Genomic DNA, 24,313 nt, shown 5'->3' with positions numbered 1-24,313 from the left:
GCGGCCCGTCGCCAATCGGCCGAAATCCATGTGCTGGTGCGGCGGATAAAGCTCGCGTAGGATGCACCAAATTGCGCAGGAGAAGCACGGGGTGGCCGAAGACAGGGCGGGGAAAGAAGCACGCACACCGCGCGTCAATCCGCTGCATCAGATCGAGATCGACGATTTTCGCCGCGACCGCCTGCTCGCCGCGCTTGCGCTGATCATGGGGGCGGCGCTTTGCCTCGGTTTGCCCTTTGCCTTGCAGGCGGGCGCCGAGTTTTTTCTGCCGCTAACCGCTGCGATTGTCATCGCCATCGCACTGGTGCCGCTGCTCGAATGGCTCGAGCGGCGCGGGGTGCCGTCGGGGCTCGCATCCTTCCTCTCGCTCACCACCTTCCTGATGCTGGTCAACGCCGCGCTGGCAATCATCGTCGTCCCGGCGACGGGCTGGTTCGCACGGCTTCCCGAATCGATCCCGCGGATTCAAAGCAACCTCGCGCCGCTGATCGATTTTTATTCGACGCTGCAGCGATTCGTCGATCGGTCGCTGACCTCAGTGGCAAGCGGGACCGAAGCGACGGCGCAGGCGGTGGCGGCGACGGCGCCGACGTCGGTCTTCGACTATTTCATCTCGGCGGCCCCCGCCGCGGCGATCCAGCTTTTCTTTGCGGTGCTGGTGATCTTTTTCTTCCTCGCTGGCTGGACCCGGCTGCGCAAGGGGACGATTCGCCGTCGCGGCAGCTTTGACGGCGCGATGCAGACAGCGCGGGTGATCCAGAATGTTGTCGATGCGACCGCCGACTATCTGGCGACGATCACGATGATCAACGCGATACTGGGACTCGCCGTCGCGCTGATGCTGTGGGCGCTGGGTATGCCATCCCCCTTCATGTGGGGCGGCATCGTGTCGCTGTGCAATTTCGTGCCCTATCTGGGCCCGATCGTCGCCGCGGTACTGCTGGGGCTGGGCGGGCTGATGACGTTCGATGCCGTCGGTATCGCGCTATTGCCTGCAATCATCTTCATCGGCGTCCATACGGTCGAGGCGAATTTGATCACGCCTTTGGTGCTGGGAAAGCGTCTGACGATCAATCCGTTGCTGATTCTCGTCTCGCTCAGTTTCTGGGGTTGGGTGTGGGGTGCCCCGGGGGCTTTGCTGGCCGTGCCGCTGCTGTTGATTTTGCAGACCGTTTTGCAGTCGACAGGGACTCCGGATTTGGGAGGCTTCCTGTTCGAACGGGGCACATTGACGGCCGTTGACGAGATGCGCGATCGTTTAAATCGCACGAAGTCCGAAAGCGACGGTTGACAGGTCGGGGCGGGGGCCATATTGGCGCGGCTCCCAAGCGCAAGCGGGTGTAGCTCAGTTGGTTAGAGCGCCGGCCTGTCACGCCGGAGGTCGCGGGTTCGAGCCCCGTCACTCGCGCCATTCCCTGCCGATTTCGGCCGGAATGCCGCAGCCTCTCTTTTCGAATATCAGATATCGCAAGTGCTTGGATGCGCCGTAGGGCGCGCGCTCTATGGCGGTGTCAGTACGGCCCTCATCACTAATTTATTCATTCGCGTCGAAGCTCTGTTCTTGCCGTAATAGGAGGACGCGCTTCGACACGCCAGGCAGTCCCCATTCCTAATCGCGCCAGGTGCCCAGTTCCATCCAGCGGAGCAGCGGCTTCAGGGGCATGATCCAGATCACCCCGGTCACCAGATAGAAAACACCCTGCAGCAGGACGTGCCATGTGCCGACCCACGGCGACAGGCTGACGATGATGACCGCCCACACCGTGATCAGCAGCAGGATCAGGGCCATGCCGGCAGGCTTACGCCACGTCGGCTGATGATGGGCGGGGTCGTTGCTCACAGACGGTCTCCACAGATGACAAATTCTTGTTCGGTCAGCACCGCGTCGAGCGCGATGTCCGTTGACTCGGACGGCACCGCGTCCACTTCCTGCACCGACCAGGCGATACCGATCCGCAGGGCGGCAGGGTGCGCGGCGAAATAGCGGTCATAATGACCGCCGCCCTGACCGATCCGTCCGCCATGGCGATCGAATCCGACCAGCGGGCAGAGAATCAGGCCAGGGCTGGTCGATTCTGCAGTGTCGGAGGGTTGGGGCGTGCCCCACGGCCCCTTCACCAACGCGTCGCCGCTTTGCCAGCGACGAAAGGTCATGGTGTCGATGCGGCCGGGGTGATGGGGCAGGGCGATTTTGCCTTCTTCGCCCCACGGCGCGAGCATCGGCAATATGTCGGGTTCGCCGCTGCATGCAGCGTAGGCGCCGATGCCGCCGTGCGCGTTCAATATATCGGCAAGTGGCGCCGGCGGCGCGCGGAACGCGATGAGTCGCGTCATCTCGTCGAGATTCGCAGCGAAATGGCGGCGGCGGAAACGCAGCCTCTCGCGCAATTTCTGCTTTTGCTGAATGAGGTCGGCGGACAGGTCGGGCATCGCCTTCTCCGGGCCTCCTCGGGATTGTTCAGAATGGGTTGGCGGGACCACCGAGGTCGTTTGCTGGAAGATCCTCTGACGCCAGTAACGTCAGGTGGGAACCATGTGCGTCGGACCAGGGTCCGGGCAGGGACAGCTCCCTAGGATGATGTATCGCCTCAGGGATTTTCGCAAAAGCTCGTGCCGGGCAGAACCCGCCGCCCCCTATGTAGGGGCGCGAACGCTCTCGCTCAAGGGGGAAGCTGGAGCGCGGCTGGTGCGCTCAGGGCAATTGCTCGGCTTTCGTGGCCAGCGCCTCGATCCGGTCGGCGATTTGCAGCAGTGCGCGCTCATGTGCTGGGCGAACTTGCGCGGGAGCGGCCGACGCCGATTGCCTGATGGATTCGAGTTCCTTGAGCGCCGCCTGTTCGCGCTCGATCGCCGCGCGCAGTTCGTCGCGTGCCGTGGCCTCGCGGCTCTCCGCGAGCGCGACCGCCGCGCGGAGCGAGTCGGACTGGGGTTCGGCCTTTGCGATCTTGCCCCTGGTCTCCTGCGCCTCGTCGGCGAGCATCAGTGCCGCGAACAGCAATTGGCGCACTTCGGTTCCGCCCTGAATGCCGCGCGCCTTCTCATCGACGACCGATGCGAGCTGGACCAGCTGCGATTCCTGTCCGTCGGCGCAATGGACGTCATAAGGGCGCCCGGCGATGGTCAGTTTGACATCAGCCACGATCGGCCTCCGCAATCAATCGATCGAGTTCGCCGATGACGGCGGTGACTTCGGCTTTCAGCGCCGACTGGTCGGCCTCCTGAGCCGCAGGGGGAGGTGCGGGGCGATTGGCCCGCTCGGTCAAAGCCCGTTCGATGCGGCTGAGCGCGCGCTCGATGCGGCCGATGGCCAGGCTGGATTCGTCGAGATCGAGTTCCATATGCATGGGTTAGCAGCGCAGCCGAGGGGGTGCAATTGCCCTGTCGGTCCAAAATACGTCGATTTTCTGCCGCCAGCGGTTGACTCCTGACCCCCGCGCCGCAAAGGGCTGTCCGCATCCGATCCGGACGCCCAGAGTCTATTTGGGCCCGGGCGCTTACCCATCCATTCCGGGGGAATAATGACACAGCCCGAACGTCAGCTCGCCAATGCCATCCGCGCACTTGCGATGGACGCCGTACAGGCCGCAAACAGCGGTCATCCGGGGATGCCCATGGGCATGGCCGACGTCGCGACGGTCCTTTATTCGGACTATCTGAAATATGATCCGGCCGATCCGCATTGGGCCGACCGCGACCGATTCGTCCTTTCGGCGGGCCATGGCTCGATGCTCGCTTATGCGACGCTCCACCTCGCGGGTTATGCGCGGCCGACGATCGAAGATATTCGCAATTTCCGCCAGCTGAGCAGCCCCTGCGCGGGGCATCCCGAGAATTTTGAGCTCGCAGGCGTCGAAACGACGACGGGGCCGCTGGGTCAGGGTCTCGCGACCTCGGTCGGCATGGCGATTGCCGAGCGTCACCTGAACGCGCTCTACGGCGACGATCTGGTTGATCACCGCACCTGGGTCATCGCCGGCGATGGCTGCCTTATGGAAGGCATCAACCATGAAGCCATCGGTCTGGCCGGGCATCTGGGCCTCGGCCGTCTGACCGTATTATGGGACGACAACAAGATCACCATCGACGGATCGGTCGACCTGTCGAGCAGCGAAGATGTCGCGGCGCGCTATGCGGCGACCGGCTGGCATGTCGAAAGCTGCGACGGGCATGATCCCGCAGACATTCGCCGCGCGATCGACGCCGCGCTCGCCGATCCGCGCCCGTCGCTGATTGCGTGCCGCACGATCATCGGTTTCGGCGCGCCGAACAAGCAGGGCACTTCGGCCACCCACGGTTCGCCACTGGGCGCCGACGAGATTGCGGCTGCACGCAACGAGCTGGGCTGGACGTCCGAACCCTTCGTCATTCCCGCCGATATTGCGGCGACTTGGGCCGGTTTCGGCGCACGCGGTCAGGCGCTTCATTCCGAATGGGGTGCTCGTCTCGCAAGCAACGAAAAGAAAACGGAATTTTCTGACCGGATCGCTAGCAAAATTGTTCCGGGCGATGCGTTCAAAGCCTATCTTGACGGTCTCGTCGCCGAGCCGCCGAAGGTAGCGACGCGCAAGGCATCGGAAAACACGCTGGGCGCACTGACCGCCGACATTCCGGCCCTGATCGGCGGAAGCGCCGACCTGACCGGTTCGAACAACACCAAGACTTCGTCGACCAAGCCGCTGACGAAAGACGATTATTCGGGTCGCTATATCTATTATGGTATCCGCGAGTTCGGCATGGCCGCTGCAATGAACGGCATGGCGCTGCACGGCGGCGTCGTTCCTTATGGCGGCACCTTCCTCGTCTTTGCCGATTATTGCCGCGGCGCGATCCGCCTGTCGGCGTTGCAGCAGCAGCGCGTCGTTTATGTGATGACGCACGACAGCATCGGGCTTGGCGAAGACGGTCCGACGCACCAGCCGATCGAGCATCTGCAATCGCTGCGCGCGATGCCGAACCTGCTCGTGATGCGCCCCGCCGACGCGGTCGAAACCGCCGAATGCTGGGCGCTCGCGCTGGCACAGGCCGACCGGCCTTCACTGCTCGCGCTGACGCGCCAGAATCTTCCGGCGTTGCGTCATGACGTCAGCGAAAATCTTTGCGCGAAAGGCGGTTATCGTCTGCGCGGAGCGACGGCCGACCGCAAGGTCGTCCTCGTCGCGACGGGCTCGGAAGTGTCACTGGCGCTCGATATCGCCGACAAGCTCGAAGCCGCCGGTCATGGCGCCGACGTCGTTTCGATGGTGTCGACCGAATTGTTCGACGAACAGACTGCCGCCTATCAGGCTGATGTTTTGCCCGCGGACGTGCTGACCGTTTCGATCGAGGCGGGGGCGACCTTTGGCTGGGAACGCTACACCGGCCGCGACGGCCTGCGTTTCGGCATCGACAGCTTCGGCGCTTCGGCACCGATCGACGATCTTTACGATCATTTCGGCCTGACAGTCGAAAAGATCACCCCCCGGATCCTGGCACGGCTCGGCGCATAAGCCGACCGATACTCTCTTCAGAAAGGATTTTTCGATATGGCAGTAAAAGTCGCAATCAACGGTTTCGGCCGAATCGGCCGCAACGTGGCGCGCGCCATTCTGGAGCGTGCCGACCATGATCTCGAACTGGTCTCGATCAACGATCTGGGCGATGCCAAGGCGAATGCCCGTCTGCTCCGCAATGACTCGGTTCATGGCGCTTTCAACGGCACTGTCGAAGTCGACGGCAACGACCTGATCATCAATGGCAAGCGCATTCAGGTGACTGCCGAGCGTGACCCCGCCAAATTGCCGCATGCCGCAAACGGCGTCGACATTGTGATGGAATGCACCGGCTTCTTCACCAACAAGGCCGGCGGTCAGAAGCATCTCGATGCCGGCGCGAAGCGCGTGCTGATCTCGGCACCTGCCAAGGAAGTCGATCTGACCGTCGTTTATGGCGTCAACGAAGACAAGATCACCGCCGATCACCTGGTCATCTCGAACGCGTCGTGCACCACCAACTGTCTCGCGCCCTTCGCCAAGGTGCTGCATGAGGCGATCGGTATCGAGCGCGGCCTGATGACCACGATCCACGCCTATACCAACGACCAGAAGATCCTCGACCAGATCCACGACGATCCGCGCCGTGCCCGCGCTGCCGCGATGTCGATGATCCCGACCTCGACCGGGGCGGCGGTTGCCGTTGGTCTGGTTCTGCCCGAACTCAAGGGCAAGCTCGACGGTTCGTCGATCCGCGTTCCGACCCCGAATGTCTCGGTCGTCGACCTGACCTTCACGCCGTCGCGCGACACCACGAAGGAAGAAGTCAACGCACTGCTCAAGGCCGCTGCCGAAGGTCCGCTCAAGGGCGTGCTGGGCTATACCGAAGAGCCGCTGGTTTCGATCGACTTCAACCATAATGCGGACAGCTCGACCATCGACGCGCTCGAAACGGCCGTAATCGACGGCAAGCTGGTGCGCGTGCTCAGCTGGTACGACAATGAATGGGGCTTCTCGAACCGCATGATCGACACTGCGGGCGTGATCGCCAAGTTCCTCTGAACCGGAAGGAAAAGCGATGACCGCGTTCAAGACCCTCGATGATATCGGCGACGTCACCGGCAAGCGCGTGCTTGTCCGTGTCGACCTGAATGTTCCGATGTTCGAAGGCGCGGTCAGCGACGCGACGCGGATCCAGGCCGCCGTGCCGACGATCCGCGAGCTGTCCGAAAAGGGTGCGATCGTCCTGCTGCTCGCCCATTTCGGGCGGCCGAAGGGCGCGAAGAACCCGACTCAATCGTTGAGCCTCGTCATGGGCGGGCTCGAGGATGTGCTTGGTCATTCGGTCATGTTCATCCCCGATTGCGTCGGCGAAGGCGCCAAGGCCGGGGTTGCTGTGCTCGCCGCGGGCGATGTTGCGGTGCTTGAAAACACGCGCTTCCATGTCGGCGAGGAAAAGAACGACCCGGCGTTCGCCGACGCGCTTGCCGAAATCGGCGATCTCTACGTCAATGACGCCTTCTCGGCCGCGCACCGCGCGCATGGCTCGACCGAGGGCGTTGCGCGCCGTTTGCCCGCTTATGCAGGCCGGGCAATGGAGGCCGAACTCAAGGCGCTCGACGCCGCGCTCGGCAATCCGGCGCATCCGGTGGCCGCGGTTGTCGGCGGCGCCAAGGTGTCGAGCAAGATCGACGTGCTGCGCAATCTTGTTGGCAAGGTCGATCATCTGATCATCGGTGGGGGCATGGCGAACACCTTCCTCGCCGCGCGCGGGGTCAATGTCGGCAAATCGCTTTGCGAGCATGATCTGGTCGATACCGCCAATGCGATCTTCGACGCGGCCGACAAGGCCGGATGCACGATCCATCTGCCGTATGACGTCGTGGTTGCGAAACAGTTCGCCGCAAATCCGCCGACGCGCACGGTCAACGTCCATGAAGTCGCGGCCGACGAAATGATCCTCGACGTCGGTCCGGCTGCTGTTGAAGCCCTTGCCGACGTGCTCAAAAACTGCCGGACTCTCGTCTGGAACGGGCCGCTCGGCGCGTTCGAGACGCCGCCGTTCGACGCGGCGACCGTCGCGCTGGCCCGGACCGCCGCAGCGCTGACCCGCGAGGGCAGTCTGGTTTCGGTCGCAGGTGGCGGCGATACCGTCGCGGCGCTCAATCATGCAGGCGCCGGACGGGATTTCACCTTTGTTTCAACGGCTGGCGGCGCTTTCCTCGAATGGATGGAAGGCAAGCCGCTGCCCGGGGTCGACGCCCTAAAAGCCTGAACCTTGCGCGCATTTGCATCCCGCTGGCGGGATGGCTATGCGGACCGCCACATACGTATGCAAATCATCGGAGATGTTATGACCACCGCCAATGCCGCAATGCTCGAACAGATTAAATCGGGTCAGGGCTTTATCGCCGCACTCGACCAGAGCGGGGGGTCAACGCCCAAGGCATTGAAGGGCTACGGTATCGAAGCGGATGCTTTTTCGAACGATGAGGAAATGTTCGGCCTGATCCATGCGATGCGCAGCCGCATCGTCACGTCGCCCTGCTTCAACGGGGACAAGGTGATCGGCGCGATCCTGTTCGAACGCACGATGGACGGTGAAGCGGGCGGCAAGCCCGTTCCGGCGCTGCTGTGGGAGCGCGGCGTGGTTCCGTTCCTGAAGGTCGACAAGGGTCTTGAAGACGAAGCCGATGGCGTCCAGCTGATGAAGGCGAACCCCGAACTCGACGCGCTATGCGAACGTGCGGTCGCCAAGGGCGTGTTCGGCACCAAGATGCGCAGCGTCGTCAATCTCGCCAATGCAGCCGGCATCAAGGCGATCGTCGCACAGCAGTTCGCCGAAGCGAAGCGCATCGCTGCGCACGGTCTGATGCCGATGATCGAGCCCGAAGTGAATATCAAGAGCACCGAGCGCGACGCGGCGGATCGCCTGCTGCTCGACGCAACGCTGGCCGCGCTTGACGCATGGGACGGCGCGCCGGTTATGCTGAAACTGTCGTTGCCGACCGAAGCCGGCCTGTTCCAGCCGCTGGTCGATCACCCCAAGGTTTTGCGCGTTGTCGCACTGTCGGGCGGTTTCGCGCGTCCCGAAGCCTGCGTCGAACTGGCCAAGAACCCGGGCATCATCGCCAGCTTCAGCCGCGCGCTGCTCGAAGACTTACGCCACCAGATGAGTGACGACGAGTTTGACGCTTCGCTCGGCGGTGCGATCGACGAGATCCACGCCGCATCGGTCGCCTGATGGCGGACGGCTGGCGCGCCGTTGACGATTATATCGCCGGGAAATTGCTCGGCGACGACGACGCGCTGGCCGCCGCACTGGCCCATAATCACGAACAGGGCCTGCCGCCGATCGATGTGTCGCCGGCGCAGGGAAAAATGCTTTACCTGCTGGCGCAAATTGCGGGCGCACGGCGCATCCTCGAAATCGGGACACTCGGCGGCTATTCGACGATCTGGCTGGCTCGCGCGCTGCCCGAGGGCGGCCAGATCGTAACGCTGGAACTCGAGCCGCATCACGCACACGTCGCGCGCGAAAATCTCGAACGCGCAGAGGTGTCGGCCAAGGTCGACATCCGCGTCGGCCCGGCGAGCGAAAGCCTTGCCGCTATGAAGGGCGAAACGCCTTTCGATTTCATCTTCATCGACGCCGACAAGCAGAATAATGCCCATTACGTCGCCGAGGCGATCCGTTTGGGCCGCCCCGGCACGACGATCATTGTCGACAATGTCGTGCGCGAAGGCGGAGTGCTGGAAACCAACAGCGAGGACGAGCGCATCGTTGGCACACGGGCGCTGTTCGATATGTTGGCGGCCAATCCGCGACTCGATGCGACCGCCGTACAGACCGTTGGCACCAAAAAGTGGGACGGTTTCGTCCTTGCACGGGTGAGCTAGCGCTGCTCATTTTCTGCGCCATCGCTGCGCCGCTAGCACTGACTGTCGCGGGCTAATATCCGCCGTCGAAACGGAAATCGAAGCGATAATCGGCAGGTTCGATGACCTTGCCCGATTTCGTCCGCTCCGGAGTGACGTGTTCGAGCAGGATGGATCCGTCGGCGAGCTGGGTGCGCTGACCAAGAGTGACCTCGAATGCCTGCTGCCGTCCGCCCGGGCGTATCCACAGCATTTTCACCCGGACCCGACCTGCCCAGACGCACATGACATTCGCCGGACAGCGGCTGTCTTCCAGAACTTCGACGGGCTGGACGATCGGGCCGTCGGCGAAGGCCTGCTGTCCGAGCGCCACATTCTTCGCGTCGGGAAGCGGTGTCTGCGGTTTCGTCGTGGCGCAGGCCGAGAGGGCCAGTGCGGCGGTGGCCAGCGAAAGGGCGAGGCGGGGAGCGTTCTGCATTTGCCCGTATCTGACGGCGTCGCTATGAACCCGCCATGACCATATCCGATTGCCAGCTTTATCTGATCTCGCCGCTCGACGTTGGCGGCGATTTTCCCGCCCGTCTGGAAGAGGCGCTGAGCGCCGCGCCGGTGGCGGCCTTTCAGTTTCGCGTCAAGGATATGGACCAGCACGAAGCCGCGCGACTCGCCGCGCCTTTGCAGGCGATCTGTGCCGACCACGACGTCGCCTTCATCGTCAACGACGACATGGCGCTTGCCAAACGACTCGGCGCCGACGGCCTGCATCTGGGGCAGGATGATGGCGACGTGAAGGAAGCGCGCCGGCTGCTTGGTCCCGAAGCGCAAATCGGCGTCACCTGCCACAACAGCCGCCACTTCGCGATGGAGGCGGGCGAAGCGGGCGCGGATTATGTCGCGTTCGGGGCCTTTTATCCGACCACGACCAAAGCGACCGAGCATCACGCCGATCCGGAAATCCTTGAATGGTGGCAGGGTATGTTCGAACTGCCCTGCGTTGCGATCGGCGGGATTACGCCTGAAAATGCACCTGTGCTGATCGAAGCGGGGGCCGATTTTCTGGCGGTCTCGGCGGCGGTGTGGGCTCATCCCCAAGGACCGGGCGCCGCGGTGCGTGCATTTGATGCGCTGCTGTCGCCTCAATCGGCGAGCTAGTTGCGGTTGGACGGTTTCTCTGTCCGATCTTCCGCGCCGGGCGGCGCGTCGTCCTTACGCCAGCCGAACAGGCCTGTGCACGGCGTCGGACGACGGGGCGCAGCTTTCGCCGTGTGGCGGGACGGGGGCGTCAATTCGGGAAGCTCGATGCTCATCATGGAATCTCTGATGCCATTGGTGAAGGCGAACATATTGGATCGATGCGTCAAAACAGCTTCGCTTCATCGCCTTTTGATTTGTGAAAAAAGCGGCGCGTCGCCGGACAGCCGACGGGGAAATATTGATGACTGACACCAGCACATCGGGCACCAAGATGCGCGAACTCACGCTGCGGGCAATCCTGCTCGGGGGCGTTCTGACGCTGATGTTCACTGCGGCGAACGTTTATCTGGGGCTGAAGGTCGGATTGACCTTCGCCACCTCGATCCCCGCCGCGGTGATCTCGATGGCGCTGCTCCGGCTGATGTCGGGTGGCACAATCCTTGAAAATAATATCGTCCAGACGATCGCCAGCGCCGCGGGAACGCTCGCGGCGATCATCTTCGTCCTGCCGGGGCTGGTGATGGTCGGTTATTGGCAAGGCTTCCCGATGGTCACGACCACAGCGATCACGATGCTCGGCGGCATATTGGGGGTGCTCTTCTCGGTGCCGTTGCGGCGGGCGCTGGTGGTCGATTCGGACCTGCCATATCCCGAGGGGCGCGCCGCTGCCGAAGTGCTGCAGGTCGGTGCAGGGAGCGCCGAGGGCGCGGCTGAAAATCGCGCCGGATTGTCGGCATTGCTGTGGAATTCGATTGTCGCCGCGGGCTTTACGCTGCTCACCCAGATGAAGCTTGCGGGCGCCGAAGTCGCGCGCTGGTTTGCGGTCGGCACCGGCGCGACGGGCGTCGCGGGCGGGCTTGCCTTCGCTCTGTTCGGCGTCGGTCATCTGGTCGGCCTGTCGGTCGGCATGGCGCAGCTTGTCGGCCTCATCACCGGCTGGTGGGTGCTGCTGCCGATCCTGACGCAGGGCGGGGTGGGCGATCCCGAAACGCTGGCGAACACGGTGTTCCGTGCCGATGTGCGCTTCTTTGGCGCGGGCGTCATCGCGATTGCGGCCATCTGGACCTTGATGAAGATCGCGGGACCGGTGCTGGGCGGCATCCGCTCGGCGATGGCGGCATCGCGCGCGCGGCAGGGCGGTCACGCGCTGGCGATCGAGGAACAGGATATGCCGATCGCATGGGTATTCGGCGGATCGGTAGCGCTGATGCTGCCGATCGGCTGGCTGCTCTGGTCGGTGCTTGCTGGCGGACCGCTTGCAGGGTCGTCGATGACTCTGATCGCGGGTGCGATCCTGTTCATCATCGTCGTCGGGCTGATGATCGCCTCGGTCACCGGCTATATGGCGGGCCTGATCGGCGCATCGAATTCGCCGGTATCGGGAATCGGCATTCTCGCGATCATCGCCTCTTCGCTCCTGCTTCTCGGCCTGCTCGGGCGTGCGGGGGGCGAGGAAGAGATTAACGCGATGGTCGCCTATGCCCTGATCGTCACGGGACTCGTGTTCGGCATCGCGACGATTTCCAACGACAATCTCCAGGATTTGAAGACTGGCCAGCTGGTCGGCGCGACGCCGTGGAAACAGCAGGTCGCGCTGATCATAGGCGTCATCTTCGGTTCGCTCGTCGTTCCGCCGGTCCTCAACGTACTCAACGAGACATTGGGTTTTGTCGGTGCACCGGGCGCCGGACCGAATGCACTTGCGGCGCCGCAGGCGGGGCTGATCTCGTCGCTGGCGCAAGGCGTACTCGGCGGCAATCTCAACTGGACGATGCTGGGATATGGTGCGCTTGCCGGTGTCGGTTTCATCATTGTCGACGAATTGCTCGGCCGCTCCGGCAAGCTGCGGCTTCCGCCGCTCGCCATCGGGATCGGCATTTATCTGCCGATGTCGGTGATCCTGCCGGTGATCATCGGCGCGGTTGGCGGCTGGTTTTATGACCGCTGGGCGTCGAAGCGGCCGAACGCCGGCTTCGCGCACCGCATGGGCGTGCTCACCGCGACCGGGATGATCGTCGGCGAAAGCCTGTTCGGCGTTCTTTATGCCGGGATCGTCGCGGGCAGCGGCAGCGATACTCCGCTCGCGGTCGTCGGCGACGGTTATGCGCCCTATGCGCCGTGGGTCGGATTGCTGTTGTTCGTCGGCCTCGTCTGGCACAGCTATCGCCGCACGCGCGCCATGGTCGTGGCGACGCCGTGATGCGGCATCTTGCCCTTCGGCGTCTGCGCGGTTAAAGGCGCGCACCTGATAGCTGTGCCCGGTGGGGCGCTGCTTTGCTCTTTCCATCCTTGAACTGTGAGTGTGCGCGATGAAAATCACCGGCGTTGAAATCCGTCCCGGCAATATTATCGAATTTGAAAAGGGGATCTGGAAGGTCACCAAGATCCAGCACACCCAGCCGGGCAAGGGCGGAGCCTATATGCAGGTCGAAGCCAAGAACCTGATCGACGGGCGCAAGCTCAACAACCGTTTCCGCAGCGCCGATACGGTCGAAAAGATCCGTCTCGACACCAAGGATTTCCAGTTCCTTTACGCCGAGGGCGATGATCTGGTGTTCATGGACAAGGACACGTTCGAACAGATCAACATCTCGAAGGATGTTGTCGGCGAAGCGCATGAATTCCTGCAGGACGGCATGGACGTCGTGCTCGAGCTTTGGGAAGAACGCCCGATCTCGGTCGAACTGCCCGAAACGATCGAAGCGACGATCGTCGAGGCCGACGCCGTGGTGAAGGGGCAGACGGCCTCGTCGTCGTACAAGCCCGCGATCCTCGACAATGGCGTGCGCGTGATGGTCCCGCCGCACATCACCAGCGGCACTCGCATCGTCGTGCATGTCTATGACCGCGAATATGTCCGTCGCGCGGAATAATCCGTGACCGATGCGCCGGACATACGAAGGGCAACGCTGAGCGATCTTGAAAGCGTCGCGCCGCTTTTCGACCTGTACCGGCAATTTTACGGACGCCAGCCCGATCCGACGGGCAGTGCGGGCTTCATCGAGGCTCGCCTGACCCGGAACGATTCGGTCATCCTGCTCGCCAAGCGGAATGATCGGGCAGTTGGCTTTACCCAATTGTTCCCGAGCTTCACTTCAGTCGGCATGGCACCGATCTATGTTCTGAACGACCTCTATGTCGCGGCCGACGCACGCGGCAGCAGGGTCGGTAAGGGCCTGATCGACGCAGCGGCCGATTATGCACGGGGGCAGGGCGCTGTCAGGCTGACTCTGTCGACGCAGACAGGCAACATACGCGCGCAGCACGTCTATGAAGCTGGCGGCTGGCAGCGCGAAGCCGATTTCTATACATATAACCTCAAACTAGTGGATTGATCATGGCCATATCCGGCATCATCACCGTCATGGAACGCGCAGCGCGCAAGGCGGGCACCAAGCTCCGCCGTGACTTCGGCGAAATCGAGCATCTGCAGGTCTCGCAAAAGGGACCCGCCGATTTCGTGTCCAAGGCTGACCAGGCGGCCGAGCGCACGCTTTATGACGAACTCAGCTACGCGCGTCCCGGTTGGGGCTTCCTGATGGAAGAGGCCGGCGAGATCGAAGGTGATCCGGGTAAGCCGCGCTTCATCATCGATCCTCTCGACGGCACCTCGAACTTCCTTCACGCCATTCCGCATTTTGCAATCTCGATCGCGGTGCAGGAACCGAAGCCCGGTGGCGGCTGGGGCGATGTGACCGCAGCACTCGTGTATCAGCCCGTCACCGATGAAAGCTATTGGGCCGAGCGTGGCCGCGGCGCGTGGCTCCACGACCGTCGCCTTCGCGTCGCATCGCGCCGCCATCTCAACGAATGCCTGATATCGACCGGGATCCCGTACATGGGGCATGGCAATATGGGCCAGTGGAGTCGGATTTTCGGTGCCATTGCTCCAGAAGTCGCCGGTATTCGCCGTTTCGGTGCGGCCAGCCTCGACCTCGCATGGGTCGCGGCAGGCCGCTACGACGGTTTCTGGGAAAGCGATCTTCAGGTCTGGGATGTTGCTGCAGGCATGCTGCTTGTGCGTGAGGCCGGTGGCTTCGTCAGCGATTATCGTGGCGGCGACCGCGCGATCGAGCGCAGCGAATATATTGCCGGCAGTGCCGCGGTGCATAGCAAGTTGCAGAAATTGGTGGCGGGCGCGCTGCGCAACGCCTGACGGCGGGCCCCTCCCTCGACGAGGGAGGGGCGTCCGTTCTTACTCGTCTTCTTTTCCGAAGACATATTCGCGATAGCTGTCCATCAGCGAAGCCCAGGTGTTGAGCGTTTCGCCGACATTCTCACGCGGGATTCCCGCGAAGTCGAGATCGACGTCCATTTCGAGAACCGGATCACCCGCATCGTCGCGATAGGCGCGCGCGAAGCGCTTGTCCTTGTTCCACGAGTTCAGCTTTTCGATCGTGACGTCCTTCGCGTCGCTGAATCCCATATAATATTGCAGCGTCTTGCAGTCCTTATTGTCCTCGCAGTTCATGAACAGGACGAGGAATTTCAGGCCGTTGCGGTTGCTTTCGATATAGGGATCGTCGCCCGCCTTGGAGATCAGGGTCGCGGGCCAGCCCTGCGACTCGACGATCTCCTTGATTTTTGCCGGGTTCTTGGCGTTGACCAGTTCGGCCTGCGCCGGCGTTGCCGCAAAAATGGCGGCCGCACCCAGTGCGAAAGCAGCGCGAGAAATATATGATTTCATGGAAACTCCTCAATTCGAAGCGGCGCCAGCAATGCGCAGCGAACCGACCCACTTTGGCCCGCGTATCACAGGCTTGGGGCCTGTCACCAGCTTTTGGCCATCGGAGGCCGAAATTTCCTGCCCGATATGCTTGCGAGGCGCGGCTCGCTGGCCTAAAGCGCCCGCAACAAGGGTGCCGAGACACCCCAATTATGAACAACTGAACTGCGAGCCCCCCATGGTCGATCTGACGCAATATCTGCCGATCCTGATCTTTCTTGCGATCGCGCTCGGTCTGTCCGCTGCCTTCGTCTTCTTGCCGATGGGCGTTGCGAGGCTGACCGGCGCGCACCAGCCTGATCCCGCGAAGCTGACCGAATATGAATGCGGCTTCCCGGCCTTCGAGGACGCGCGCAGCCAATTCGACGTCCGCTTCTATCTTGTCGCCATCCTCTTCATCATCTTCGATCTTGAAGCGGCCTATCTGTTCCCGTGGGCGGTCAGCCTCGAGAATATCGGCTGGGCCGGTTGGGCCACGATGATGATTTTCCTCGCCGAGCTTTCGATCGGCCTTGTCTATGCCTGGAAGAAAGGGGCTTTGGATTGGGAATGAGCAATTCGAGCATCTTGATGCCCGGCCAGATGCCGGTGGCCCCGGGGACCAACCCCGGTTTCATGCCCGTGGCGCCGGGGACGAACCCCGACGCTGGCTTTTTCGACGACCTCAACAGCGAAGTCGGCGACAAGGGCTTTCTCGTCACTTCGACCGAGGATCTGTTCAACTGGGCGCGCACCGGCTCGTTGTGGTGGATGACCTTTGGCCTTGCCTGCTGCGCGGTCGAGATGATCCACGTCAACATGCCGCGCTATGACATGGAGCGTTTCGGCGCTGCACCGCGCGCATCGCCGCGCCAGTCGGACGTGATGATCGTCGCCGGCACGCTGTGCAACAAGATGGCTCCGGCGCTGCGCCGCGTGTACGACCAGATGTCGAACCCGAAATATGTCATCTCGATGGGCAGCTGCGCCAATGGCGGTGGTTATTATCACTATAGCTACAGCGTCGTCCGTGGCTGCGACCGTATCGTGCCTGTCGACATTTATGTCCCCGGATGCCCGCCGACCGCAGAGGCGCTGCTCTATGGCGTGATGCAGTTGCAGCGGAAGATTCGCCGCACCGGGACGATCGAACGCTGATGGCCCATAATGCTCCCCTCGTCGCACCCCGTTCGGGGCTTGGCGACGCGATCAAGGCTGCGCTTGGCGCGGACCTGCTCGTCCATGTTTTTGCTGCCGATGAAGACAGCATCACCGTCGACCGCGAAGCGGTCGCAGGTGTGATGGTCGCGCTGCGCGACAAGCTGGAATATCAGCAGCTGATGGAAATCGCCGGAGTCGATTATCCCGACCGCGCCGAGCGATTCGAAGTCGTCTATCACCTGCTCAGCGTCACCAAAAACCATCGGCTGCGCGTCCGCGTCTGCACCGACGAGGCGACTCCGGTGCCGAGTATCGTTCCGGTCTGGCCCGTCGCGGGCTGGCTCGAGCGCGAAGTGTTCGACATGTATGGCGTGCTGTTCGCGGGCAATCCCGATTTGCGCCGCATCCTGACCGACTATGGTTTTCAGGGGCATCCGCAGCGCAAGGACTTCCCGCTGACCGGCTATACCGAGCTGCGTTACAGCGAAGAAGACAAGCGCGTCGTTTACGAACCCGTCCGTCTCGCGCAGGATTTCCGCAACTTCGACTTCATGTCGCCGTGGGAAGGTGCGGACTATGTGCTGCCCGGCGACGAAAAGGCTGGCGGAACGGGCGAAGCGCCGGGGAAGGGGGCTCCGACCCCGATGACTGCCGCGCAGGTCAAGGCGTCCGACGATAAGGCGAAGGCTCCGCCGCCGCCGACACCCAAGGCCACTGAAAGCACCGCGCAAACGGGTGCGGGCGCGAAGGCCAACAAGGCCGCGGCCAAGCCCAGCGACGATGGCGCGAAGGCGAAAGCCGCTGCCAAGCCACGCGCGCCGCGCAAGCCCAAGGGAGATAAGGCATGACCGACGCTCCGAACGTCAAACATTATGGCGGCGACATGTTCGAAGGCTATCCGGTCGATACCGCAGATACCGCGGGCGATCAGGCCGTCACCAACTACACGATCAACTTCGGTCCGCAGCATCCGGCGGCGCACGGTGTGCTGCGTCTGGTGCTGGAACTCGATGGCGAAATCATCGAGCGCGTCGATCCGCACGTCGGGCTGCTCCATCGCGGCACCGAGAAACTGATCGAGTATAAGACCTATCTTCAGGCTTTGCCCTATTTCGACCGGCTCGACTATTGCTCGCCGCTCGGCATGGAGCATAGCTATGTGCTCGCGATCGAGAAATTGCTCGACCTCGAAGTTCCGGAGCGCGGCCAGTATCTGCGCGTGCTGTTCGCCGAGCTGACGCGCATCTGCAACCACATGCTCAACATCGGGTCGCACGTCATGGACGTCGGCGCGATGACCCCGAACCTGTGGGTGTTCGAGCTGCGCGAGGATTGCCTGAACTTCTTCGAGCGCGCTTCGGGTGCGCGCATGCACAGCGCATATTTCCGTCCGGGCGGCGTCCATCAGGATGTTCCCGAGAAACTGCTCTATGACATCGGCGAATGGGTCGACAAGCGCCTGCCGAAGCTGTTTGGCGACGCGATGAGCCTGGTCATCGACAACCGCATCTTCAAACAGCGCAACGTCGATATTGCGACGGTGAGCAAGGAAGATGCGCTGGCGTGGGGCTTCTCCGGCCCGCTGATCCGCGGATCGGGCATCGCATGGGATTTGCGCAAGTCGCAGCCCTATGACGCCTATGCCAAGATGGAATTCGACATTCCCGTCGGCACCCGCGGCGATTGCTATGATCGCTTCATGGTCCGTGTCGAGGAAGTCTATCAGTCGGCGCGCATCATCCGGCAGTGCATCAACGAAATGCCGACCGGCCCCGTCGCCAGCCTCGACCGCAAGGTCGTCCCGCCGAAGCGCGGCGAGATGAAGCAGTCGATGGAATCGCTGATCCATCACTTCAAGCTGTACACCGAGGGCTTCCACGTCCCTGCGGGCGAAGTCTATGTCGCGACCGAAAGCCCGAAGGGCGAATTCGGCGTCTATCTGGTCAGCGACGGCACCAACAAGCCGTATCGTTGCAAGATCCGTCCGACCGCCTTCAGTCACCTGCAGGCGATGGAAATGATGTCGAAGGGCCATATGCTCGCGGATACGACCGCGATCATCGGCGCGATCGACGTTGTGTTCGGGGAGTGCGACCGGTGATGCTGCGTGAGCTTGCAATTTTTGCTCTCGCGCTGGCGGGATTCGGGGCTGCCGTTGCGGCCTATCTCGCCGCCTTTCATGGCGAAGCGCCGATAAAGGAAATCGTCTCTACGGCCGTTGCGGCGACGCTCGGCCTGTATGTCGGACGATATATTGAACGAGGTCTGGTCCGTGGCTGACGCACCCCAAATTCCCGATGAAGCCGAAACCCGCGCCCGCTGGGGCGCCTTTGCATGGACGGCGGAAAATGCCGAAAAGGCAAAGACGATCATCGCGCGCTATCCTGCGGGGCGTCAGCGTTCGGCGGTGATGCCGCTGCTCGACCTCGCACAGCGTCAGGTCGGTGCAGAAACGCAGACGCAGGGCTGGTTGCCCGTGCCGGTGATCGAATATGTCGCGGCCGAACTCGATATGCCGTTCATGCGCGCCTATGAGGTCGTGACCTTTTACACGATGTACAATCTCGTGCCGGTCGGCCGCTATCATGTGCAGGTGTGCGGCACGACGCCGTGCCTGCTGCGCGGGTCGGACGATGTCATGGCGGCGTGCAAGAATCGCGGCATGACCAAGGGCAAGACCACGCCCGACGGCCTGTTCACGTTGACCGAGGTCGAATGCATGGGCACCTGCACCAACGCGCCGATGGTCCAGATCAACGACGATAATTTCGAAGATCTCGATTATGACAGCATGACGCGCATTCTCGAAGCGCTGGCGGCGGGCGAGCAGCCCAAGACCGGTACGCAGAATCCGAAGCGCCTGACGAGCGATCCCGAGGGCGGCCCGACGTCGCTGAAGGATATGGTGTCGGCCAACCACGACTATCGGAAGGAGTGGTAAGCGATGCTCGCCGATAAGGACCGCATCTTCACCAACCTCTATGGCTATCAGCCGTGGAACCTGAAGTCCGCGCAGGCGCGTGGCGATTGGGACAATACCAAGGCGCTGATCCAGCGCGGCCAGGACGCGATCATCGAAGAGATCAAGGCGTCGGGTCTGCGCGGCCGCGGCGGTGCGGGTTTCCCGACCGGCCTGAAATGGTCGTTCATGCCGAAAGAGCCGCGCGCCGATCGCCCGAGCTTCCTCGTCATCAACGCCGACGAATCCGAGCCGGGTTCGTGCAAGGACCGCGAAATCATCCGTCACGATCCGCATAAGCTGATCGAAGGCGCGTTGATCGCGGGCTTCGCGATGCGCGCGCGCGCCGCATACATCTATATTCGCGGCGAGTTTATCCGCGAGGCGGAGACGCTGTTTGCTGCGGTGCAGGAGGCCTATGACGCCGGCCTGCTCGGCAAGAATGCCGCCAAGTCGGGCTATGACTTCGACGTCTTCGTCCATCGCGGCGCCGGCGCATACATCTGCGGCGAAGAAACCGCGATGATCGAAAGCCTCGAAGGCAAAAAGGGCCAGCCGCGCCTGAAGCCGCCGTTCCCGGCGGGTGCGGGCCTTTATGGCTGCCCGACGACGGTCAACAATGTCGAAAGCATCGCGGTCGTCCCGACGATCCTGCGGCGCGGCGCGACGTGGTTCTCCAGCTTCGGGCGTGAGAATAACAAGGGCACCAAGCTCTTCCAGATCAGCGGCCATGTGAACACGCCGTGCGTCGTCGAGGAAGAGATGAGCATCACTTTCCGCGAGCTGATCGACAAGCATTGCGGCGGCATTCGCGGCGGCTGGGACAATCTCCTCGCCGTCATCCCCGGCGGTTCGTCGGTTCCGCTGGTTCCGGCGGCCGAAATCATGGACTGCCCGATGGATTTCGACGGCCTCAAAGCCGTCGGATCGGGGCTCGGCACCGCTGCCGCGATCGTCATGGACAAGTCGACCGACGTCGTTCAGGCGATCAGCCGCATCAGCTATTTCTACAAGCATGAAAGCTGCGGTCAGTGCACCCCGTGCCGCGAAGGCACCGGCTGGATGTGGCGCGTGATGGAGCGACTCCGCACCGGCGACGCCGACGTCAGCGAGATCGACACTTTGTTTGACGTGACGAAGCAGGTCGAAGGCCACACCATCTGCGCGCTCGGCGATGCCGCCGCGTGGCCGATCCAGGGCCTGATCAAGCATTTCCGTCCCGAGATCGAACGCCGCATTCGCGAGAATGGTGGCGCTCTGGAGGCAGCCGAATAATGCCTAAAGTTACCGTAGATGGCGTAGAACTGGACGTTCCGCAGGGCGCGACCGTCCTGCAGGCGTGCGAGCTGGCGGGGAAGGAAATTCCGCGTTTCTGCTATCATGAACGCCTGAGCATCGCCGGCAATTGCCGCATGTGCCTTGTTGAAGTGTCGCCGGGACCGCCGAAGCCGCAGGCATCGTGCGCGCTGCCGACCGCCGAGGGGCAGGTGATCAAGACCGACAGCCCGATGGTGAAGAAGGCCCGCGAAGGGGTGATGGAGTTTCTGCTCATCAACCACCCGCTCGACTGCCCGATCTGCGATCAGGGCGGCGAATGCGATTTGCAGGACCAGTCGGTCGCTTATGGTCGCGGCGCGACGCGCTATGACGAGAATAAGCGCGCGGTCACCGAAAAATATATGGGCCCCATCGTCAAGACGGTGATGACCCGCTGCATCCAGTGCACGCGCTGCGTCCGCTTTGCGGAGGAAGTCGCGGGCGTTGAGGATATCGGCGCGATCGGTCGCGGCGAGAATATGCAGATCACGTCGTATCTTGAACGCGCCGTCGCGAGCGAGCTTAGCGGCAATGTGATCGACCTCTGCCCCGTCGGCGCGCTGACCTCGAAGCCCTATGCGTTCGAAGCGCGGCCGTGGGAGCTCACCAAGACGCTCGGCATCGACATGATGGACGCCGTCGGCACCAATGTCCGTATCGATGCGCGCGGCCGTCAGGTCCTGCGCGTGCTGCCGCGGGTCAACGACGATGTGAACGAGGAATGGGCGAGCGACAAGACGCGCCACCATGTCGACGGCCTGATCCGTCGCCGCCTCGACAAGCCCTATGTGCGCCGCGAAGGCCAGCTGGTCGAAGCCAGCTGGGCCGAAGCGTTCGACGCCATCAAGGCCGCGAACGCCGGTTCGTCGGTCGCCGCGATTGCGGGCGACATGGCCGATTGCGAGACGATGTTCGCCGCCAAGGCGCTGGTGAATGCACTCGGCGGAAATCTGCTCGAAGGGCGTCAGACCGGGCTCGACTATGATGTCACCAGCCTGTCGGCGGTCAATTTCAACACGACGATCGCCGAGGCTGAAAATGCCGATGTGATCCTGCTCGTCGGTACGAACCTGCGCTGGGAAGCGCCGCTCATCAACACGCGCGTCCGCAAGGCGGCGTGGAAGAAGGGCGCGAAGGTTTACGGGATCGGCGCTGAAACCGACCTGACTTACAAGGTCGAATGGCTGGGCAATGATGCCTCGCTGGTTGCCAAGCTGCCCAAGGCGGCTCTTGATGCGCTCAAGGGTGCCGAGCGGCCGATGCTGGTGTTCGGCGGCGGCGCCTTGTCGGTCCCCGGCGTCCACGGCGCGGCGCTCGACCTTGCGAAGTCGGTCGGCGCGATCAAGGACGGCTGGAACGGCTTCAACGTCGTCCATTTCTCGGCCGCGCGCATGGGTGCGCTGATGCTGGGCTATGGTTTGCCGGGCGGGATCAAGGATGTGGTTGCGGCGAAGCCGAAGCTCGCCTTCTTCCTCGGCGCCGACGAGGTGGATTTCACCAACTTCGCCGACACGCTGAAGGTCTATGTCGGCCATCATGGCGACAAGGGCGCGCATGCCGCCGACGTCATCCTGCCGGCCGCGGCGTGGACCGAAAAGGACTTCACGACGGTCAATACCGAAGGCCGCATCCAGCGCAGCGACAAGGCGGTGTTCGCACCGGGTGACGCGCGCGAGGATTGGAGCATTTTCCGTGCGCTTGCCGATACGCTGGGCGTGTCGGTCGGCTTCGACAGCTTCGATGCGTGCCGCGCGGCGATGATCGCTGCGGTGCCGGCTTTGGGCGTCGAAGGCCTCGCCGATTACGGCTGGGCGCCGCCGAAGCTGCCTGCCAAGCCTGAAGCGCGCGAAATTCCGTCGCCGATCAAGGATTTCTATCTCACCAACGCCATTTGCCGCGCGTCGCCGACGATGCAGCGCTGCTCGGAGGAAATCCTCCATGGCGCCGACTATGCGGAGGCCGCGGAATGACCCCGGTACATGCGATCGCCAGCCTGTTGCTGGCCGGAATGGGCTATTCGGTCTGGCGCGGCTTCAATCCGCGCAAATCGGACAAGCCCGGCCCGCACAATAACTGGCGCAACCAGGACGGGGCAGGGAAATGACCGAATTTTTCCAGAGCCTTGGCATGTCCTATGAATGGGCGTGGGGCGTCGCGACGGTCGCCGGCATATTGCTGATCGCGCTGCCGCTGATGCTCAGCGTGGCGATGATCATTTATGCCGACCGCAAGATCTGGGCGGCGATCGCGCTCCGCCGTGGTCCCAACGTCGTCGGCCCCTTCGGCCTGCTTCAGTCGTTCGCGGATGGTCTGAAGGTCTTTCTTCAGGAAACGATCGTCCCGTCCGGCGCGAACCGGGGCCTGTTCCTGATCGCGCCGATCATCACCTTCACCGTCGCGCTGCTCGCATGGGCAGTGATCCCGTTCAATTCGGGCGCGGTGCTGGCCGATATCAACGTTGGATTGCTCTACATTCTCGCGATCTCGTCGCTGGGCGTTTATGGCGTGATCCTGTCGGGCTGGGCGTCGAACTCCAAATATCCCTTCTTCTCGGCGATGCGCGCCTCGGCGCAGATGATCAGCTATGAAGTCTCGATCGGGTTCATCCTGGTCGGCGTCGTGCTTTTCGCCGACAGCTTCAACATGAACGAGATCGTCAAAGCGCAGCAGGGGCACGGGCTGGGCGTCGTCAACGCCTTTGGCTTCAACCTGCTGCTCTTCCCGCTCGCGGTGATGTTCCTGATCTCGTCGCTCGCCGAAACCGCGCGCGCGCCGTTCGATCTGACCGAGGCGGAAAGCGAACTCGTCGCGGGTTATCAGACCGAATATTCGTCGATGGCCTTCGCGCTCTTCTGGCTCGGCGAATATGCCAACGTCCTGTTGATGTGCACGCTCAACGCGGTGCTGTTCTGGGGCGGCTGGCTGCCCCCGATCGACTGGGCGCCGCTCTATGCCGTTCCGGGCGTCATCTGGCTGTTCGCGAAGATCCTGTTCTTCTTCTTCGTCTTCAGCTGGGTCAAGGCGACCGTCCCGCGCTACCGTTATGACCAGCTGATGCGGCTGGGCTGGAAAGTCTTCCTGCCGATTTCGCTGATCTGGATCTTCCTGATCTCCGGCTATCTGATGCTGACGAGGTATTCATGAGTACCATTGCCCACCTCATCAAAAGCTTCACCTTGTGGGAGTTTGTGAAGGCGCACGCCCTCACGCTGAAATATTTCTTCAAGCCCAAGGCGACGATCAACTATCCGTTCGAGAAGAACCCGCTGTCGCCGCGTTTCCGCGGCGAGCATGCGCTGCGTCGCTATCCGAACGGCGAGGAACGCTGCATCGCGTGCAAGCTGTGCGAAGCGGTGTGCCCGGCGCAGGCGATCACGATCGAGGCCGAGCCGCGCGACGATGGTTCGCGCCGCACGACGCGTTACGACATCGACATGACCAAGTGCATCTATTGCGGCTTTTGCCAGGAAGCATGCCCGGTCGATGCCGTGGTCGAGGGGCCGAACTTCGAATTCGCGACCGAAACCCGCGAAGAACTGCTTTATGACAAGGCCAAACTGCTCGCCAATGGCGACAAATGGGAACGCGCGATCGCGGCAAATCTTGCCGCTGACGCGCCCTACCGCTAGG

General features: G+C 62.7%; 28 protein-coding genes and 1 tRNA gene. 23 read left to right on the top strand and 6 right to left on the bottom strand.

Annotation, left to right across the window (positions count from 1 at the left end; genetic code table 11):
* The first annotated feature begins 91 nt into the window (after positions 1-91).
* The gene (locus ACSYDV_RS10005) at positions 92-1,291 is read left to right on the top strand and encodes an AI-2E family transporter (RefSeq protein WP_438323639.1); all 1,200 of its coding nucleotides are present in this window, start codon (positions 92-94) and stop codon (positions 1,289-1,291) included.
* Between the two features lie 43 nt (positions 1,292-1,334).
* Positions 1,335-1,411 (top strand) — tRNA-Asp (locus tag ACSYDV_RS10000).
* 198 nt (positions 1,412-1,609) lie between these two features.
* Here the strand turns inward: ACSYDV_RS10000 and ACSYDV_RS09995 are convergent.
* The 4 genes from ACSYDV_RS09995 to ACSYDV_RS09980 form a co-directional block, all read right to left on the bottom strand.
* Positions 1,610-1,840, bottom strand: a complete 231-nt coding sequence (locus tag ACSYDV_RS09995) for a DUF2842 domain-containing protein (RefSeq protein ID WP_438323638.1) — start codon at positions 1,838-1,840, stop codon at positions 1,610-1,612.
* Positions 1,837-2,430 (bottom strand): 5-formyltetrahydrofolate cyclo-ligase, encoded by a 594-nt coding sequence (locus tag ACSYDV_RS09990; RefSeq protein WP_438323637.1) that lies wholly within the window; start codon positions 2,428-2,430, stop codon positions 1,837-1,839. The genes ACSYDV_RS09995 and ACSYDV_RS09990 overlap by 4 nt, the downstream gene beginning before the upstream one ends.
* 262 nt (positions 2,431-2,692) lie before the next feature.
* Positions 2,693-3,139 carry a cell division protein ZapA gene (locus ACSYDV_RS09985; protein ID WP_438323636.1) on the bottom strand — a complete coding sequence of 149 codons (447 nt, stop codon included), beginning with the start codon at positions 3,137-3,139 and terminating at the stop codon, positions 2,693-2,695.
* Positions 3,132-3,338 (bottom strand): hypothetical protein, encoded by a 207-nt coding sequence (locus tag ACSYDV_RS09980; RefSeq protein ID WP_438323635.1) that lies wholly within the window; start codon positions 3,336-3,338, stop codon positions 3,132-3,134. The genes ACSYDV_RS09985 and ACSYDV_RS09980 overlap by 8 nt, the downstream gene beginning before the upstream one ends.
* Positions 3,339-3,518: 180 nt before the next feature.
* On the opposite strand from ACSYDV_RS09980, the gene tkt reads away from it, so the two are divergent.
* From tkt to ACSYDV_RS09955, 5 genes are all read left to right on the top strand, one after another.
* Complete coding sequence (gene tkt / locus ACSYDV_RS09975; RefSeq protein WP_438323634.1) at positions 3,519-5,486, top strand: transketolase; 1,968 nt, start codon at positions 3,519-3,521, stop codon at positions 5,484-5,486.
* Positions 5,487-5,522: 36 nt separating this feature from the next.
* Positions 5,523-6,530 (top strand): type I glyceraldehyde-3-phosphate dehydrogenase, encoded by a 1,008-nt coding sequence (gene gap, locus ACSYDV_RS09970; RefSeq protein ID WP_438323633.1) that lies wholly within the window; start codon positions 5,523-5,525, stop codon positions 6,528-6,530.
* Between the two features lie 16 nt (positions 6,531-6,546).
* Positions 6,547-7,743: a phosphoglycerate kinase gene (locus ACSYDV_RS09965; protein WP_438323632.1), complete on the top strand. Its 1,197-nt coding sequence runs from the start codon at positions 6,547-6,549 to the stop codon at positions 7,741-7,743.
* A gap of 78 nt (positions 7,744-7,821) precedes the next feature.
* Positions 7,822-8,712, top strand: coding sequence for a fructose bisphosphate aldolase (locus ACSYDV_RS09960; protein WP_438323631.1), 891 nt, complete (start codon positions 7,822-7,824; stop codon positions 8,710-8,712).
* Entirely contained in the window at positions 8,712-9,368 is a 657-nt protein-coding gene (locus ACSYDV_RS09955; protein ID WP_438323630.1) for an O-methyltransferase, read from the top strand. Before ACSYDV_RS09960 ends, ACSYDV_RS09955 begins: the two co-directional genes overlap by 1 nt.
* Positions 9,369-9,420: 52 nt before the next feature.
* Here the strand turns inward: ACSYDV_RS09955 and ACSYDV_RS09950 are convergent, their stop codons facing one another.
* Positions 9,421-9,825, bottom strand: a complete 405-nt coding sequence (locus ACSYDV_RS09950; RefSeq protein WP_438323629.1) for a hypothetical protein — start codon at positions 9,823-9,825, stop codon at positions 9,421-9,423.
* A gap of 35 nt (positions 9,826-9,860) precedes the next feature.
* Here ACSYDV_RS09950 and thiE point away from each other — a divergent pair, with 35 nt between their 5' ends.
* The 5 genes from thiE (at position 9,861) to ACSYDV_RS09925 (ending at position 14,697) form a co-directional block, all read left to right on the top strand.
* Entirely contained in the window at positions 9,861-10,499 is a 639-nt protein-coding gene (gene thiE / locus ACSYDV_RS09945; protein ID WP_438323628.1) for a thiamine phosphate synthase, read from the top strand.
* A 283-nt stretch (positions 10,500-10,782) separates the two neighbouring features.
* Positions 10,783-12,741 (top strand): OPT family oligopeptide transporter, encoded by a 1,959-nt coding sequence (locus tag ACSYDV_RS09940; protein ID WP_438323627.1) that lies wholly within the window; start codon positions 10,783-10,785, stop codon positions 12,739-12,741.
* Positions 12,742-12,850: 109 nt separating this feature from the next.
* Positions 12,851-13,414 carry an elongation factor P gene (efp, locus tag ACSYDV_RS09935; protein WP_438323626.1) on the top strand — a complete coding sequence of 188 codons (564 nt, stop codon included), beginning with the start codon at positions 12,851-12,853 and terminating at the stop codon, positions 13,412-13,414.
* A 3-nt stretch (positions 13,415-13,417) separates the two neighbouring features.
* Entirely contained in the window at positions 13,418-13,876 is a 459-nt protein-coding gene (locus ACSYDV_RS09930) for a GNAT family N-acetyltransferase (protein WP_438323625.1), read from the top strand.
* 2 nt (positions 13,877-13,878) lie between these two features.
* Positions 13,879-14,697 (top strand): inositol monophosphatase family protein, encoded by an 819-nt coding sequence (locus ACSYDV_RS09925; RefSeq protein WP_438323624.1) that lies wholly within the window; start codon positions 13,879-13,881, stop codon positions 14,695-14,697.
* Positions 14,698-14,736: 39 nt separating this feature from the next.
* Here ACSYDV_RS09925 and ACSYDV_RS09920 read toward each other — a convergent pair whose 3' ends face one another.
* Positions 14,737-15,228 carry a YbjN domain-containing protein gene (locus ACSYDV_RS09920; protein WP_438323623.1) on the bottom strand — a complete coding sequence of 164 codons (492 nt, stop codon included), beginning with the start codon at positions 15,226-15,228 and terminating at the stop codon, positions 14,737-14,739.
* A 217-nt stretch (positions 15,229-15,445) separates the two neighbouring features.
* On the opposite strand from ACSYDV_RS09920, the gene ACSYDV_RS09915 reads away from it, so the two are divergent.
* The 11 genes from ACSYDV_RS09915 to nuoI are packed head-to-tail and all read left to right on the top strand — an operon-like array spanning position 15,446 to position 24,312.
* Entirely contained in the window at positions 15,446-15,820 is a 375-nt protein-coding gene (locus tag ACSYDV_RS09915; RefSeq protein WP_438323622.1) for an NADH-quinone oxidoreductase subunit A, read from the top strand.
* A 29-nt stretch (positions 15,821-15,849) separates the two neighbouring features.
* Positions 15,850-16,404, top strand: a complete 555-nt coding sequence (locus ACSYDV_RS09910) for a NuoB/complex I 20 kDa subunit family protein (protein ID WP_438323667.1) — start codon at positions 15,850-15,852, stop codon at positions 16,402-16,404.
* Positions 16,404-17,255 carry an NADH-quinone oxidoreductase subunit C gene (locus ACSYDV_RS09905; protein WP_438323621.1) on the top strand — a complete coding sequence of 284 codons (852 nt, stop codon included), beginning with the start codon at positions 16,404-16,406 and terminating at the stop codon, positions 17,253-17,255. Before ACSYDV_RS09910 ends, ACSYDV_RS09905 begins: the two co-directional genes overlap by 1 nt.
* Before the next feature lie 35 nt (positions 17,256-17,290).
* Positions 17,291-18,508, top strand: coding sequence for an NADH-quinone oxidoreductase subunit D (locus ACSYDV_RS09900; RefSeq protein WP_438323666.1), 1,218 nt, complete (start codon positions 17,291-17,293; stop codon positions 18,506-18,508).
* Positions 18,508-18,687, top strand: a complete 180-nt coding sequence (locus tag ACSYDV_RS09895) for a hypothetical protein (RefSeq protein ID WP_438323620.1) — start codon at positions 18,508-18,510, stop codon at positions 18,685-18,687. The genes ACSYDV_RS09900 and ACSYDV_RS09895 overlap by 1 nt, the downstream gene beginning before the upstream one ends.
* Positions 18,680-19,348 (top strand): complex I 24 kDa subunit family protein, encoded by a 669-nt coding sequence (locus ACSYDV_RS09890; RefSeq protein ID WP_438323619.1) that lies wholly within the window; start codon positions 18,680-18,682, stop codon positions 19,346-19,348. Before ACSYDV_RS09895 ends, ACSYDV_RS09890 begins: the two co-directional genes overlap by 8 nt.
* Before the next feature lie 3 nt (positions 19,349-19,351).
* The gene (gene nuoF, locus ACSYDV_RS09885) at positions 19,352-20,641 is read left to right on the top strand and encodes an NADH-quinone oxidoreductase subunit NuoF (protein WP_438323618.1); all 1,290 of its coding nucleotides are present in this window, start codon (positions 19,352-19,354) and stop codon (positions 20,639-20,641) included.
* Positions 20,641-22,653, top strand: a complete 2,013-nt coding sequence (gene nuoG, locus ACSYDV_RS09880; protein WP_438323617.1) for an NADH-quinone oxidoreductase subunit NuoG — start codon at positions 20,641-20,643, stop codon at positions 22,651-22,653. Before nuoF ends, nuoG begins: the two co-directional genes overlap by 1 nt.
* The gene (locus tag ACSYDV_RS09875; protein WP_438323616.1) at positions 22,650-22,787 is read left to right on the top strand and encodes a hypothetical protein; all 138 of its coding nucleotides are present in this window, start codon (positions 22,650-22,652) and stop codon (positions 22,785-22,787) included. Before nuoG ends, ACSYDV_RS09875 begins: the two co-directional genes overlap by 4 nt.
* Entirely contained in the window at positions 22,784-23,827 is a 1,044-nt protein-coding gene (gene nuoH, locus ACSYDV_RS09870) for an NADH-quinone oxidoreductase subunit NuoH (RefSeq protein WP_438323615.1), read from the top strand. Before ACSYDV_RS09875 ends, nuoH begins: the two co-directional genes overlap by 4 nt.
* Positions 23,824-24,312 carry an NADH-quinone oxidoreductase subunit NuoI gene (gene nuoI, locus ACSYDV_RS09865; RefSeq protein ID WP_093511087.1) on the top strand — a complete coding sequence of 163 codons (489 nt, stop codon included), beginning with the start codon at positions 23,824-23,826 and terminating at the stop codon, positions 24,310-24,312. The genes nuoH and nuoI overlap by 4 nt, the downstream gene beginning before the upstream one ends.
* The last annotated feature ends 1 nt before the right edge of the window (position 24,313 follow it).

It is taken from the genome of Sphingopyxis selenitireducens, assembly GCF_051550705.1.
Classification (GTDB): domain Bacteria; phylum Pseudomonadota; class Alphaproteobacteria; order Sphingomonadales; family Sphingomonadaceae; genus Sphingopyxis.
This window is presented reverse-complemented; position numbering and strand designations above follow the sequence as displayed.